Here is a 17,059-nt window from a genome sequence, read left to right on the forward strand (position 1 = left end):
TACAAATGGCACTGCCGCAAAATGATAAACTAATCCTGCATACGCTCCAGCGCATAATCTGCTTCCTCCGCAGTCAGTTCGCCCGCTTTTAATTGTCTGAGGAGCTCTTTTACTCTCTCGTTCTTTCCATTGGAATCCGCTGTTGCACGAGTCTGTGCCTCCGCGGAAAACGTTTCTTTTTTACGAATGGTTACATCCTTCAAACCTGCAAGTCTTTCTCCTTGTTCATTAAGCAGCTGAATATCGTAAATAAGCTCGGATTGACCTTTTTGGCCTGTTTTACGCGCATAAACCCAGCATTCTGCTGAAACCTTTTTCCGAACCGTAACCTCTCCTATTGAAAAAGGAACATAAACAGATGCCTCTTCTCTTCCGTCCGTAATGCCGAACAAAGATTGCAGAGCCCCATCAATTAAAGACGGATGCAATGTATAATGTTCAAGAGCATATGCGGCTTCTTTTGGCAGCAATAAGTGTGCAACCGCTTCCGTTTTTCCGCCCCATAAACGCTGAATCGGCTGAAAAGCGCGCCCATACAGGAACCCGTTTTCCCGAAAATACTCGTAACATTCATCTTGTTCACGGACAAAAGCACTTCTGTTTATCATCTCTTGTCTGTCGATGTTCTCTATATCATCATCACTGTAATGATGATCATAATCTAATTCCCCCGTCACAAATCCAGTCCTTACAGCAGCATCCTCGTCAGGTGACATGTTAAATAATATGCTGCCGTCTTTTACGGAAATGTGAGTGTAAATGGTCAGGCTCTCTTTCAAAAGCATGGCCGGTCTGGCAAATATCACGTTTTTTAAACGAGTGACCTTTTTCTTTCGATATGACCGCGTTCCCGCTGCGCATGCCATTTCAAGAAAAGCAGCTGCCGGGAGAATGCTCTTGTTTTTTACGATGTGGTCTTTTAACCAAATCTCTTTTTCTCTTAATGTCGTTTTAAAAAACTGCTGTTCCAGAGTAGATTCATTCGAATCCAGAAGCGGGTGCAGTGAAGACTGCCGCGGCAATATTTCCGGAAATTCTGCACTTTGGTTTCGAGGCACCCAGTAAGACTCCTCAGCAAATGGATATAAAGGAAGCTTGACCTTTTGCGGGGTATATTCTTCATATAACTCTCTCCAATGAATATCAGCCCCGAAAGACCATAATTTTGCAAGAAGATTCAAGTCCTTTGTCTCCATCATCACCTCGAGGAATTTATCTTTCCTCTTTTGATCATGAAAGATAAAGACTTTATCAAAATCTTTCGTAACATTCCCTTTGTATACGCCCTCTCCAATTGTTCCTTCAGTACAGAAAGTTCTCAGCTTCTCCTTAAGTTCCGGCAAATCGGAAGCTACAACAGCAAGTCTGTCTTCCATCGGTTCCCTGCATGTCTGCAATGTAAAAGCGATATCAGCTGCCGAGACCTTTGTCTCCCGCTCTGTGAATTGCAGAAGGCGCCGGGCGTATTCTTTCAGCCTGTCTTCATTTTTGGCAGAGAGAACTGCGGCAAACGGACCGCTTATTGTTTGTGTGTCCGCATGGTTTTGATATTCTTCCACAATGACATGGGCATTTGCTCCGCCCGCTCCGAACGAACTGATTGCTGCTCTCCTGCGGGAGGCGCCTGATTCTTTCCGCCACTCTTCTTCTTTCTGCTGAACGTAAAAAGGCGTCTTTTCAAATCGGATATTTTGGTTCAGCTGTTCCGAGTGAATGGATGGCGCCAATTTCTGATGCTTAAATTGTAAAAGAACTTTTGTAAGGGCTGCTATACCTGCGGCAGACTCCAGATGTCCAATATTAGACTTCACTGAACCTATGGCACAAAATTGTTTATCGTCCGTAAATTTCTCAAACGCTTTTGTCAATCCTGCGATCTCAATCGGATCTCCGAGCGAGGTACCCGTTCCGTGTGCTTCCAAGTAGCTGACGGAACGCGGACTGATGCCCGATTTCTTGAAATTTTCAGCAATCAGCTCAGCTTGTGCATTCGGATTCGGAACCGTAAATCCATTGGTTTTTCCGCCATGATTTACAGATGTTCCTTTAATTACTCCGTATATATGATCCTGATCAGCAATTGCTTTTTCCAAAGGTTTCAAAAGGACGGCGCCCGAACCTTCTCCCGGGACATAGCCGTCTCCGCCCTCTCCGAAACTTCTGCACAATCCTTCGGTGGAAACAAAATTACCTTGACTCAGCCAAAGGTATTTGCTGGGATGTATGGACACATTAACGCCGCCCGCAAGCGCAATTTCACTTTCCCCTCTTTTAATGCTCTCACATGCCAAGTGAATGGCCGTCAGCGATGATGAACACATCGTATCCAGTGCAATGCTCGGGCCGGAGAGATTAAAAAAGTATGAAACCCTGTTCGCAATAGATGAAAAGAAGGAACTGAGCGCAATCGGATTGCCCCGCGCAGTTTCTTCTGCGCCGAATAATTGATATTGTCCGTACATGGCTCCGACAAACACACCGGCTTTCATACCGTCAAGCTTCTCTTTTGTATATCCTGAATCTTCAAACGTATGCCAGGAGGTTTCGAGAAAAATTCGCTCCTGAGGGTCCATCAGCTCAGCTTCTTTATGAGAAATGTGGAAAAACAGCGGATCGAATTGATCAACACCGCTGATAAAACCTCCCCACTTACTGTTGATTTTTCCCTTCTCCATTCTGTCAGGACTGTAATTCGATCTGAAATCCCAACGTTCCTCGGGGATTTCAATAATACAGTTTTTTCCTCCGGCAATGTTTTCCCAGAACTCCTCAAGAGTATCGGAATTCGGATATCTTCCGCTCACACCGATAATGGCAATATCCTCACCCGGCGGAACCATGCTCGGTGCAGATGCAACCCTCTGCTGCCGGTGCTGTTTTTTACTCAGATTTTCTCTTTTCTTCGGCACTCTTGTTACCGGAGCTGCCCCTGCGGCCTTAAGCACTTTATCTTTAAAAGATGTTAGGAAGAAGTTTGAAAGCTCTTCAATGTTCTGATATTCAAAAAAGATTGTTTTTGGAAGATCCCCGAAAGTATCTTCAAGCTTTGAAATAAGTGACATGATCATAAGTGAGTTGATTCCGAATTTCTCAAAAGAGTCTTTCGCATTTATTTTATGAGCTTGGATTTTCAAGACACCGCTGATGATCTTGATTAAATAGTCATTGACTTTTTCTTTCGCAGCATATTCCTCTTCTTCATCGTGTTCCGCCGTGAGTGTATCTTGATCTGCTGCAGCTGTATTTCTTTGAATCGAAAGCGCTTTTATCATTTTATCCCGCTTTCCTTCTGCAGGCATTAAGCTGGTAAATGAAGACCGCAGCATTTTCAGAAACGCTTCCAAAACAGAGGAAGTTCGCATCGGAGTCATTCCGTATTTTTCTTTTATTTGGTTGATTCCATTGCTGTCGAGACTCATCCCGCCATCTTTCAATAACGGCCAATTGATTGATAGTGTTTTTCCGTTTCGGGAGAGCTGAGATCGAAGCACTGCAAAACTGTCCATAAAATGATTTGCGTACGCATAGTCACTTTGGCCGGCATTTCCGTAAGCGGAAAAAGAAGAAAAGAGAACAAAAAAATCAAGATCTTCGTCTTTTGTCAGCTCATCCAGCCAGATTGTCCCGTAAACTTTCGGTTTCAGTACGTCCGTAAAATCACTGAGACTTTTATTTACAAGAAATGAGTCACGAAGGATGCCGGCAGCATGAATGATCCCGTTTATGCTGCCGTACCGCTGTTTAACGCCGAAAATGAATCGCTCTGCCTCTGTTCGATCTGTGATGTCCGTCCGCTGATATTCAACAATAGAGCCGCTCTCATTAAGCTTACTGATCCGTTCTTTTTGATCAGCTGTTAAAAAAGAACGGCCTGTAAGTATAATCACGGCTTGGTTTTCTTTAGCGATGTGTTCCGCAAACAGCAGCCCGAGTTTTCCCGCTCCTCCGGTAATGATATATATGCCGCCTTTTTGATACGTTACAGATCCGTTGGCGTGTTCCGGATTATCAATATGCTGCAGCCCTTTCACATAACGGGTATATGAGTCTATTAAAATCTCACATTCATCCGTTTGAAAGCGCTGTATTTCACTGATTGCAGCATCCCACATCTCGGAAACCGGAGGATTTTTGTCAGAATCCTCATGGCGTATCTGTATGGTTTTCGCTTGAAGCTTGGAGCTTTCCATGTTTACCGTTTTCATGAACCCTCCGACAGCTTCATGAAACGGCTGATTCAGACCGCTTGTCCAATAAATATGCAATAACATAACAGGTTCGTTTCTTCGCATTAAAGCTTTTGATAATAAAAAGAGCGAGTTGATCCCTCTGCAAAGAGTTTCATTAACGGATTTTTCAGTGAATTCTCTGATTTCTCCGTTCCATAAATAAAGCACGACATCAGGTGTAAATCCGTTTTCAGCCAAATCAGACAGCAGCATTTCGACATGATTTTCATCAGAAGGATTGATTGTGCATCTATTCCGTTCAATTCTATAATCAGAATCGGGCGTTACGAGAATGACACGGTTATGATCTCCATTCATCATCTCGGCATGCTGAAACAGACGGTTATCCTGATCAAAAATCAGCATATTCCCCGGTGCCTGCTGATTCGGCATATCAATGTTATTTGTCCTTACCCAATCGTTCTTAAAAAAAATGGTTGGGGACGGAGCTTGTGATTCCGGCTCCGCCTTTTTTTCCATTTGTTCTTTTCTGTAAGTGCGAATTAGCTCCAGTCCTGCATCAGGAGACATTTGCTGTTCTTCAATTAAGGAAAGTATTTGTTTGATCTGCACTATTTTCCCTCCAGCAGCTGATAAACTTGGTCAGCAGAAAGTTCACCGTTTTTCAATTGTTCCAATAAGAAGAGAATTTCCTGATCTTCATTTTTATGACCTGCGGTTAATTCTCCCCCGGTCACTTTTCTGACAGTAAAGTCTTTCATGCTCACGGCTATTTCGCCGCTCTCGTTAATAAAATCAATGTTATACGTATAAAAACCGGTTTCTTTCACCGAAACATGGCATCGGGCAGTAAGCGCCCTCTTAATGTGAAGCTCTCTAAGTGAATAAGGAACAAATAAGCCGTCTTTCTCATTATCTCTTAACAAAAATGCCGCCGCTTGAAAACCGCCGTCAATTAATGAAGGATGAAGTGTAAAATGTGAAAACCCGTTCGCTAAATGATCCGGAAGCTCCAATTCTGCCATTAACTCCATATCACCGCGATATACGGCTTTCAACGTTTGAAAACCGCTATGATATGTCAGGCCAATACGACTGAAGCGGTGATAACACTCTTCCCGGTTTATGACCGCCTTACTGCTGCGTTTGAACTTATCAATATCGACATACTCAGGATTGCTGTTTATGTCTCCGAATACTGTTTCACTTTGTGTGCAGATTTGCTGCACGCCATCCGGCCCCTCTTTACATATCGTTACGTTCAACTTATCTTGTTTCATTTCCAAGTCGGTATAAATGTGCAGCGTTTTTCCTTTATATAATATAGGTCTGTTCCACATCACGTCTTTTATTTTAGATACTTTACTTTCTCCGCTTATTTCCGCACAAACAAGAGCCATTTCAAGCGAAGCGGCTCCTGGCAGCACATAGTCTCCTGAAACAAGATGATCAGTGACGAAAAATTCAGTTCCGGAAATAACAGTTTTAAATGCTTGTTTCTTTAATGTTGAGACATTCTCGCTGATTAATGGGTGAAGACTTTTGCTATTAACCTCGCTTTTGTTCTTTTTCGGGGTGAACCAATAACTCTCTTTTGCAAACGGATAAGTTGGCAGCGGCACTCTATTCAATTTCTTATTGCCGATTGTCTTCCATTCAAACTCGGCTCCATTGGCCCACCATTGTGCGAGCAGCTCCTCTTTTCCGCTTTGAAGAGCCTCCTCAATCATATATTCAGAAACAGCTGTGCGCTCTTCAGTGTTTTCGCTTATAAATACGCCTTTTTGCACCCTGCTGTCATCAAGAAAGCTGACGTATTTATCTCTCAGCTCAGTCAGACTCGCTGCACATACGGCAATTCTTTCGTTCATTGCTTCCCGGCCGTTTTGCAATGTAAATTCCATGTCACTGGCATTAACGGGCATGTCACCGGCAATCACGCGCTCCAAGTACTGAACCATATGCCGGATATACTCAAGTAATTGATCTTTGGTTTTCGCAGATAAAACAAAAATATGTGTGTTACCGTTGTTTTCCGGCACTTCTTTTTGAGGTTCCCTATATTCCTCTAAAACAATATGCGCGTTCACACCGCCGAATCCGAATGAGCTGACACCCGCTCTCCTCGGCAGATCGTTGTTCTCTTTATCTTTTATCGGATTCCACTTTTGAGCGGTTTCTGTGATATAAAATGGCGTATTTTCCAGTTTGATGTATGGATTGAGTTCTGAAAAATGGGCGAGTCCCGGAAGTTTGCGATATTTAAAAGCCAGTAACACTTTCAGCACTCCGGCTATTCCGGCAGCGGTTTCGAGATGGCCGATGTTTGTTTTCACAGACCCGATTCCGCAGCATTTCTGTTTCGCAAAAGGAATGTCCCATTCTTGATATAACGTTTTAAATGCCTTTATGATGCTGTTCACTTCAATCGGATCGCCAAGACTTGTCCCTGTGCCATGCGCTTCTATATATCCCGCAGTGGCAGGGCTGACCCCCGCCTTCCGCCAAGCTTCGGTTAATAAGTCCGCCTGAGCGTTCGGATTCGGAGCTGTCAAAGAATTGGCGCGGCCGCCGTGATTTACAGCTGACCCTTTAATCAAACCATATATATGATCACCGTCTGCCTGTGCTTTGCTGAGCGGCTTAAGCAATACTGCAGCCGCCCCTTCACTCCTTACATAGCCGTCAGCGCTTTTATCGAACGTTTTGCACTTTCCGTCTTTGGAAAGCATACCTGCTTTATCAAAAGCTATAAACAGAGTAGGGCTTGTCATAATATGCACTCCGCCTGCAATCGCCATTTCAAAATCGCCTCTTTGAATCCCCTCAGCCGCACGATGGAGTGCAACTAACGAACTTGAACAGGCAGTGTCAATCGGTTCGCTCGGACCCGTCAGGTTCAGCTGGTAAGAAATACGATTTGCCAATATACAATGATTTAAACCGGTTGCGGTCTGCGCCTGAACAGAGACACCATTTTCATTCAGACGTTCAGCATAATCCGTTGTGGCGACCCCTGCAAACACCGCGGTTTTCGTCCCTGCCAAATCAGACGGCTTATATCCCGCATCTTCTATTGTTTTCCATACAGTCTCCATAAAAATTCTTTGCTGGGGATCCATTAATTCTGCTTCGGCGGGAGAAATCCCGAAAAACAACGGATCAAAACTGTCCGCGCCTTTGATAAATCCGCCTTTTTTTATTTTTGTTCTATTGACGTCCCTGATCGGATCGCCGTCAAACTCTTTCCAGTTCCAACGGTCTTCAGGAATGTCTGTAATCATATCCCGCCCTTTTTCAATTCCTTCCCAAAAGTCTTCCAGCGTATCTGTTTGGGGGAAACGGCCGCTTATTCCCACTATTGCAACCGGCTCATTCATATGTCTTTCCTCTTGCCTGGTTTTGTTTTCAGGCTCAGGGGAATGTTCATAAGATTCCGGCGGAGGCGTGCTGTACAATGTTTTTTCGTCAGCTGCAGAAAAAGATTCTGTCTCAGCAAAAAGGATTTCTCCGTATTGCTCGATTACATAATCAGTCAATTCATCCAGTGAATTGCATTCAAAGAAAATGGACGGCAATAATTCCGTACCATATTGTTGATTGATTTCATTTCCGAGTCTGGTAAACGTAATAGAATCAAATCCGTACTCGCCGAATGAAGTCTCTTCTTCTATTTCCTTTCTGTCAATCTTCAAAATACTTGACATCATCTTTGCGATGCCCTCAATCAGATTTTCTCTCCGGTCTTTCGCCGCAGATTCATCTGAAGAAAAAGAACCGCAGAGATGAAGCTCCTCGGAATACTCACTCTTTAAAAACTCAAGAAGTTCATTAAAATCAGTAAGACCGAAAAAATCTGACGGCATCATTGATATTCCTAATGTTTCGTTTAATTCGTTGCCCAGCATTGTAAACATAATTGAATCAAATCCGTATTCACTTATCGGCAGTTCAAAATCAAATTCCCGTTCTTCAATTTTTAATACGCCGGTGATGATGCGCGTCAAAGTGCTTTTTAAAGATTCAGTTATTGACAGCTCTTTCGGTTCGTAATTTTCGTCGGCGATTGCCGGGTCACTTTTGCCGCTGTCAATCGTTATCATTCGTTCCAGCTTTAATTCATTACCGCTAAATACCATTATTTGATGTTCACACCCTGTCATTGCTTGATCAAATGCTGCAAGGCCTTCCCGTTTTCCCAGAGGCAGCATTCCGAAACGGTCATAAAGGAACTTCTCTGAATGAATATCAATTTGCATACCGCCTTCTTTCCATAAAGGCCAATTAATCGAGACTGTTTTTCCAGGTTTATTTTCCGCCGCTCTCATTTCCGCAAAATAATCCATAAACCGGTTTGCATAAGCATAATCAGTTTGTCCGGCATTCCCGATTATTGCGCTGATAGATGAAAACATAACAAAAAAGTCCAGAGGTTCTCTGTCTGTATACCGGTCAAGCCATATCGTTCCGTAAACCTTGCTGGCCAAGACTGAATCGAGATCCTCTTCACGCTTATTGATGAGTAATGAATCTTTTATCACACCGGCGCTGTGAATAATTCCTTTAACAGGACCTAATTTGTTTTTGACGAGTTTTATCAGGTTATTGACATTTTCCTTATCAGAAATATCGGTTCTTACATAAAAAACCTCTGATCCGTTTTTTTCGAGCTCTTTTACATTGCTTACGGCTTCCTCAGAAAGCTCTGACCTGCCGATAAGGACAAGTTTTATTCTCCCTTTTCGCACAAGATGTCTGGCGAAAATCAGTCCCAGACCGCCTGTTCCTCCTGTAATGAGGTAAACTCCCCCTTCTTTTACTTCCATCTTTTCGGGGGGCTCGGCACTTTCAATTTCTGCAGAGTGCTTTACCTGCCTAATTCCATCTCTGTATCTGATTTCTGAAGTATCATCGCTGATGATTGTTTCTTTCACAAGGTTTTTTAATTCAGGCAGACCGGTGTCCAGCTGTAACTGAATTTCGTCGCTTTGTATTTCAATATTTTTACCGGACAACATTGGATGTTCTAAATGAAGCGACCTAAAAAAGCCGCTGATTGCCATTTGATAAGGTAAGATTTGATTTTCCCTTGTGAAAAATACATGTGATATCAGGATTTTATGTCTTGGGATTGTTGCTAACAGAGCTTTCGTTACATTGAAAACCGGCAAAACAGCCTCTTCCAGCTTTTCACGCATGTTCTGCTCAATTCCCGTTTCAGGGCTCATCCCGATTAAAATGACGCGGTCAATGGTCACTTGTCTTTCTTTAAGAATCGCCAGCAATTTCTTATAGCCGTCAAGTTTGACGCTGTTCAATTCAAAGGAATCAGCTTCTTTTTCTTGAAAACTGCCGCCATGGCGGACAAAGATCATGTTCAGGCCGATATCTTTATATGCCTGGCGGATCAGCGGTTCTGATATATCCCGACGGAGTGAAATCACAAGGCAGCTGTTTAAACCGCTGGCTTCAGGCTGATGAAGCAGAGGTGCCCGCTTCCACATATCAGTGTAATACTTAACTGAATGCCGCTCATCCTGAGTCTGCGGTGCAGCCCTTAATGCCTTCAACGCTAAGTTTTTTATTTTAAGACTTACAGATCCGTTTTCATCCATAAATAGGATATGAAACCTTTTGACATCATCATGTTGTCTTTCATCGGCAGCTGTAATGTAAGCATAGCCGTTTGCCGAAGGTGCGTGAAGAATCTCCAGCTCACCTAATTCAAAAGGCAAATATGCGGTGTGATCGTCTTCCTGACCGGACGTAAACCCTGTTGTGGATTGAAAAATGCCATCCAATAAACACGGTTCCAGCAGCGTGCCGGATTTTTTATGAATGCTCTCAGGAAGTGATATTCGTGCAAGAACAGCATTTTCATGGATAAACAGCTGTTTTATTACCTGAAAACTGGTTCCATAGTCCAAACCGCTCTGCCGGAAATCCCTGTAACACTCAGCGCCGCTGATTAATCTTTTCTGTCCGGTTAACCAGCTGTCCAATTGAAAATGCTCTGTATGAGAGGCATCTTGATCTCCGCATGTGATAATGTTTCCTTGGCAGTGAACTGCCGCTTCAGGTTGCATATCGGTTTTCACCACAAATCTGCCGTCTTTTTGATTCGGCAGCAGATCTATCATTATCGTCTTTTCTTTTTCAACGGTTATCGGAACCGCCCATACAACCTGACTCAGTTTTATGACTGATTTTCCGTACAGCCTCTCTCCCGCTTCTCTGGCCGCTTCGATGATTGCCGCTCCGGGCAGAACCGTTTTCCCATGCACAACATGGTCTTTTACATAATATTCAGAATCAGAAAGCGTTTTATAAAATCGGCACTCACCTGCTGAAAAATCAAATAAAGGAGCTGTACCGGCTGCTGATGTTGTTTGCGCCTTATTTGACACCCACAGTCTGTTTTTTAAGAAAGGGTAAGTCGGCAGGGCAATTTTTCTCGGTTTTCTGCCGGTGCGGAAATCTTCCCAGCTTAAATTGCCTCCTGATACCCAAAATTCAGCCATTTCGGTTAATGTGGTGCCGCCGGATTTGAGCGGAAGATCCGATTGCTGCTGTCTGCGTTTATGATTCGGTTTTTTCCCTCTAAATATTTCGTGATCGTCAATTCCATTATAAAAGTGATTTAATTTCAACATCAGATCATCGATATTATTTGAAATGACAGCAAGCCTTTCCGGCATGGCTTCACGCCCTTCAAGAAGGGTATACGCAATATCAGAAAGGTGAACCGGCTTGTTTGTTCCCGCTTGCTGTAAAAACTCGCCCTGCTTATGACGGGCCTTTTGAAGATATTCCTCCAGCTGTTTTGCTGATTCCCGTAAACTCAGTGAATGCTTGGCTGAGAGTACGATAAGTTCCTCACTTTCCTCACGCCTCGTATGACAGTCAGCAGCAGACTCATACTCTTCCACAAGGATATGAGCATTTGCCCCGCCCGCTCCGAAAGAACTTAATCCCGCACGCCGCGGATATTTGCTGTCAGAATGTTTTTCATTCGCGGGTTTTATCCAGTCGGCGGTTTCCTGCTGGAGGCAAAAAGGTGTCTCTTCCAGATAAAGATCCGGATGCACCCGTTCAGCATGCAGTGTTGCGGCTATTTTTTTATACTTCATTTGTAAGATAATCTTTGTCAGGCCGGCAATACCCGCGGCCGCTTCCAGGTGGCCGATGTTAGATTTAATCGATCCGAGAGAGCAATATGAAACATCTTCGGTATAAGCTCTAAACGCCTTGGTCAGGCCTCGGACTTCAATCGGGTCACCCAGCGGCGTTCCCGTGCCGTGGGCTTCAATAAAGCTGACACTTCTGGCGCTCCAACCGGCCGCTTTAAGAGCTCCTTGAATTAAATCCGCCTGTGCGGCAGGATTAGGCACCGTATAGCCATTTGTCTTTCCGCCATGATTAATTGCCGTTCCTTTAATGACGGCGTACACAGTATCATTATCACGTATGGCATCTTTAAGCGGTTTAAGAATAACGGCCCCTACACCTTCCCCGGGCACGAAACCGTCGCCGCCTTCTCCAAAACTTCTGCATTTTCCCGATTTTGAAAGCATCCCCATCTGACACCTGTATAAATAGTCAGAAGGATGAAGATACAAATTTACTCCTCCCGCAACCGCAACCGAGCACTCACCCTTTGTTAAACTTTGGCAAGCCATGTGAATTGCCGTTAAGGATGAAGAACAAGCTGTATCTACAGGGACACTGGGACCTGTAAAGTCAAATGTGTAAGACACTCTGTTCGCGAGAGACCATGGGAACGAATTTGGAAGTACATCGTTTTTGTCCGTCGGTATTCTTTCGCCGAGCAGCTTGTAAGAATTGGTCGTCACTCCCGCAAATACACCGACATGTTTTTCGGTCTGCTTTCTCAACCCTTCAATGGTATATCCCGAATCTTCAAATGCTTTCCACACGGTTTCGAGAAATATTCGTTCCTGAGGATCCATCGCTTCTGCTTCTCTCGGCGATATTTGGAAAAACAAAGAATCAAATGATTCAGCATTCTTTAAAAATCCGCCCCATTTGCAATAAATTTTCCCCTCATGCGCTTTAGCGGGGTCTGGATCATAGTAGGTCTCATAATTCCATCGTTCTTTCGGAATTTCTGTGATTGCGGTTCTCTCTTTTGATAGAAGCTCCCACAATTCTTCGATATTTTCAGCCCCGGGATAACGGCCGCTGATACCGATTACCGCTATCCCGTCAAGATGTTCTTTTTCCTCCGCCGCAGGTGCAGTGATGTTTTGTTCCGGCCTGGCGGGGGTAATGCTCTGAATCTGTTTTCCTTTTTCCTCCCGTGAAAATAAACGCCCCAGCCGATCCGGATATTCCTTTACAAGATGATCTGCTAAATCTCTGATTGTATGAAATTCAAATAAAAGCGTTTTCGAAATTGCTCCCAGTGACTGCTCCAGCTTTGTGTTGCATTGATGAATCATAACCGAATCCATTCCATATTCAGCCAGATGCACATCTTGATCGATCTCTTCCCGTTCTGCACCGATCTCAGAGGAGATGATATTGGTTAAAAACAAAACTGTCTGATCCAAAATATCGCCTTGAGCCAAAGGAATGGCACTGACTGTCTCTGTTTCGTCCGTCAAAAATCTCTGCCGCATAAATTGTTCAAAGCGCTCATGATCACCGCAGACTGCAATATTATGCAGCTGACACGAAGTTACAATCCGCGAAAACCATTGCGTTCCGTCTTCAGCAGGAAGTTCTTCGAGCCCGGAACCATGAAAAAGAGACGTCCGCCCTTGACCTGACAGGTTCGCCCCCATTCCGATGTCTTGCCATAAAGGCCAATTGATTGTCAGCGTGCGGCCGCTGCGCAGAGAATTTTGCCGTTTCTGTTCCCGATATTCGGCAAAATGATCTAAAAAGCCGTTTGCATATGCATAATCACATTGGCCTTCGTTCCCTGCAATAGAGACGACTGAAGAAAAAACGGCGAAAAAATCCAATTCGAGCGACTTCGTTGCATGATCAAGATTCAATGCACCATGAACTTTCGGAGCAATCACCTCTGAAAGTTCCTGCTTTGTTTTTCGAAAAAGCAGCGAGTCTCTGATAACTCCTGCACAATGAATGACGCCATGAAGACCTGCATGCTGATCGGTAATACCGTCAATCATTTTTTTTACCGCTTCTTTATCGGATATATTCGCCTGTATATAATAAACCTTGGCTTTAAAGCTGTTCAGGTATTCTAAATGTTTCTGCTTATCTCCGTTTAAAACAGATCGCCCCGATAGGATAATGGTGGATCTTTCAGTTTTCGCGCAATATTCAGCGACTTTACTGCCAATCCCCCCAAATCCCCCTGTAATTAAATACACTTTATCTTTTTCAGGGTATTGAACGGTCTTTCTGTTTGTTTCTCTCTGCTTCACTAACATCCGTGCATATCTTACGCAGCCTCTGTAAGTGATATGAATATGCCGATCAGGCGCTGTGTTTATTTCTTTATAAAGAATGTCAGCCCTTTCTGAAAATGAAACGGATGCAGAATCATGTTCAAAGCAAACCGTCTTACAATGAAGCTGCGGGTATTCTTGTTTTACCGATTTTAAAAAACCGTTCACACCTTCAAAATACGGCAATTTTTCTTTTTGATCTGCGCTGAATGTATAAATGAACGTTACTTTGTTTATAAGGTTCTCGCTGATTAAAGCCTTAGTCAGATAAAACACGGAATAAATTCCTGATTCGAGTGTTTCTTCCAGTTCAGGCTGTTTTTCAGACCACGTATGCAAAATTGCATCAGGCGCTGCGCCTTTTTCCTTTAACAGACGAATGACACCTTGATAATCTTCGGGACGCTGCCTGTTGATCGTGAAAACACTGTCGCTTATCTGCTCTAAACGCTCACCGGGCATAATAAGATATGCGGACGTATTCTCTCTTTTTTTCAGCTCTTCAAAATAGTCTTTATTCCCGGAGAACAACAAAATAGTACAGACTTGTCGGCTGCCCGCTTCATTCTCAAGTGCGGTTTCTTTCCATACCGGCGTATAAAGTGCCTGATTCTTCTTTTCTGAAAAAGCCGCGTCTGATTTTACCGGCTGAGGGTTTAAAGAAAATTGACAGCGCTCAAACGGATAAGGCGGAAGCGGGGCTTTTCTTTTATGATAATCACCTAGTTTCGCCCATTCAATCTCTTCTCCTGAAAGCCACATTTGCATAAATGAATGATATAGAGCCTCATCGGCTGGTTTGTCCGCTTCAAAAGCAGCCGCTTTGTTTAGTTTTGCTGATGGAGGGAGCGATCCGAATTGAAAAACTGAAAAATCAGAAATATTCACATCCGGCTCCGTTCCCTTTTCTTCCGTGTGAAGCGGCATATGGTCAGCTATCTCCTGAGACACGGCATCCATTTGATTGTATTCTGTCATCAACGGAAAACGAGTTTTATCATAAAAACCTGCCGGCTGCTCATTAATACAAGCAACAGCCTGTTTAATTCCGTCTTGCTTTTTCAATAACATGCTCAGAAAAAGTTCTTTAGACAAGATTCCTTCATCCAGTAAATTTAATATTTCCAGAACATAATCATTATTAAAGAATCCATCATAATCTGTTAAATCCCATCTCTTATACAGTCTTCTCATAGAGGCAAGGATAGCCATGATCGCCGCTTCCTCATCAGCCGGCAATGCGTTTCTTTTATCCGCCGTGCGATTCACAATATAAGATAAAATCTCGATTTCCTGAGTCTTTCCCGCTTTATCCCACTCTTCTAAAAAACCTTTAAACGTATATTGGTGCTCAAGAAGCAGCCGTGTTTTCCCGTACAGGCGGTCTGCAAAATCAGCCGGGAAGCTCAGACCGTTCAGCAGCATCCTTACATATTCTTCATTTAATCGAACCGGCGGGTACGTTTTTGAAGTGTACGGATTGACAAATGGAATGGACGGCGGCTCACAGGATATGTGCGAAGGTTTTTCAGCGCCTGTGATTACAGAAATGGCCTTTTCAATTTTGATGATATCCGCTGCTGCAAGAGCGACGTAATATCCGTCTCCGGCGCCTGTAATGAGGCTTGGCTTAAAACCGGATGCCAGGATACTTTTTATGATTTCCGTATTGATAACTAAAGAATACAAGCGGATTTTCTCAGGTGTCCATTTTCTTTTAAATGAACTGTGCAATGTTGGTATACCCTTCAGCACCGGCCTTACGTTCTTTTCTAAATCAGGGAACACCCGTTTCAAAACGGCAAATTGTTTATAACTTTCCCATTTGAAGTCACCGATGGCAAGCGCCCATTCAGAATCTTGTTTCCTCCGAAAACTCAATCCCTCTTTAAGCTGATTTTTAAATTCCTCCTTGCTGCCTGCCAATAAACCAGCCCTGTAATCAAACGATGTCCTCCCCGTTAAAAGGGTGCTGCTGATCACTTCATTTGATATTTTGCAAAATTCCTCTGAATCGTCAGCAAAGGTTCTCCAATGATGTATCATTTGTTTCATGCTTTCTTCACTTTTAGCGGAAAAAAGGAAGGGTACCCTTCCTTTTCTATCAGATTCGTCTTTTGTATGTATAAATTCTTCGATGATGACGTGAGAGTTAACACCCCCAAAACCGAAGGAGCTGATTCCCGCCCTGAGCGGAGCCCCGTCTGCCGCCTTCCAATCACTTGAATCAAGCGCCGGCCTAAACGGTGTTTTTTCAAACTGTATAATTGGATTTACCGTATGTACATTCAGGCTTTTCGGCACCCTCCGGTGTTTCATCATCATTAGAACTTTTATCAATCCGGCCATTCCCGCTGCTGCTTCTGTATGACCGATATTTGTTTTCACACTTCCGATCCTGCAATATTGAGTATCCTCAGTATATTGCCGATACGCTTTTGTCAATGCTTCTATTTCTATCGGATCGCCCAGAGATGTACCTGTGCCATGTGCTTCTACATAAGAAACCGTCGCAGCATCGACAGCAGCGTTGTGTAAAGCTTCTGAGATGACCCGGCACTGCGCTTCTGCTCTGGGAGCGGTTATGGAACGGGATTTACCGCCATGATTAACAGCTGTCCCTTTTATGATCCCGTATATATGGTGACCGGCTTTTACTGCATCACCAAGGCGCTGCAGCAATACAACGCCTGCCCCTTCTCCGGGAACGTACCCGTTCGCTGCTGCGTCAAAGGTTTTACATTTGCCGTCAGGACTCAGCATTCTGGCTTTAGAAAAAGAAATATATTTTCCGGGTTGGAAATTCAAGTTTACTCCCGATGCGATTGCATAATCGCTTTCTTTTGTCCGCAATGACTTAACCGCTTCATGTAAAGCAACAAGCGACGATGCACAAGCGGCATTTACAGACATGCTTTTTCCGGTCAAACCGAATGTGTATGAAAGCCGGTTGGAAAGCATAGCTTCGAAACTTCCTAAACAGGCATAACTGTCGATTTCCGATTCAGCATGACCTGTCTGCCGGTAGTCAGAATTCATAATACCCGCAAAAACAGAAGTGGTTTTACGCTGGAGATCCTGCAAAGAAACCCCGGAATCTTCGATGCACCGCCAAGTTTCTTCTAAAAGGATTCTTTGCTCAGGATCCATGTTTTTCGCTTCCCGGGGAGAGATATTAAAAAACTTATGGTCGAAATGGTCAGCTTTATGAATAAAACCTCCCCACTTGCTGATTGTTTTGTTCGGTATACTGATATCAGCTGAATAATAAAGTTCGGGATCCCACCGTTCAATCGGCACTTCCCGGATGGAATCTTTGCCGCTATTTATGTTTTCCCAGAATTCATGATAATGATCTGCATCGGGGAATCTGCAAGCAACCCCGATTATCGCGATATCCGCACTCTGTTTATTCAAATGAACCAT

2 protein-coding genes are annotated in these 17,059 nt (G+C 43.8%); both read right to left on the minus strand.

Features of this window, described 5'->3' with window-relative positions; all coding sequences use genetic code 11:
- Positions 1-29: 29 nt before the first annotated feature.
- Positions 30-4,802 carry a type I polyketide synthase gene (locus tag BGM27_RS02180; protein WP_007409656.1) on the minus strand — a complete coding sequence of 1,591 codons (4,773 nt, stop codon included), beginning with the start codon at positions 4,800-4,802 and terminating at the stop codon, positions 30-32.
- Complete coding sequence (locus BGM27_RS02185; RefSeq protein WP_007409655.1) at positions 4,802-17,059, minus strand: SDR family NAD(P)-dependent oxidoreductase; 12,258 nt, start codon at positions 17,057-17,059, stop codon at positions 4,802-4,804. Before BGM27_RS02185 ends, BGM27_RS02180 begins: the two co-directional genes overlap by 1 nt.

The sequence above is a fragment of the Bacillus sp. FJAT-27001 genome, assembly GCF_019039175.1.
Lineage (GTDB): Bacteria > Bacillota > Bacilli > Bacillales > Bacillaceae > Bacillus > Bacillus velezensis.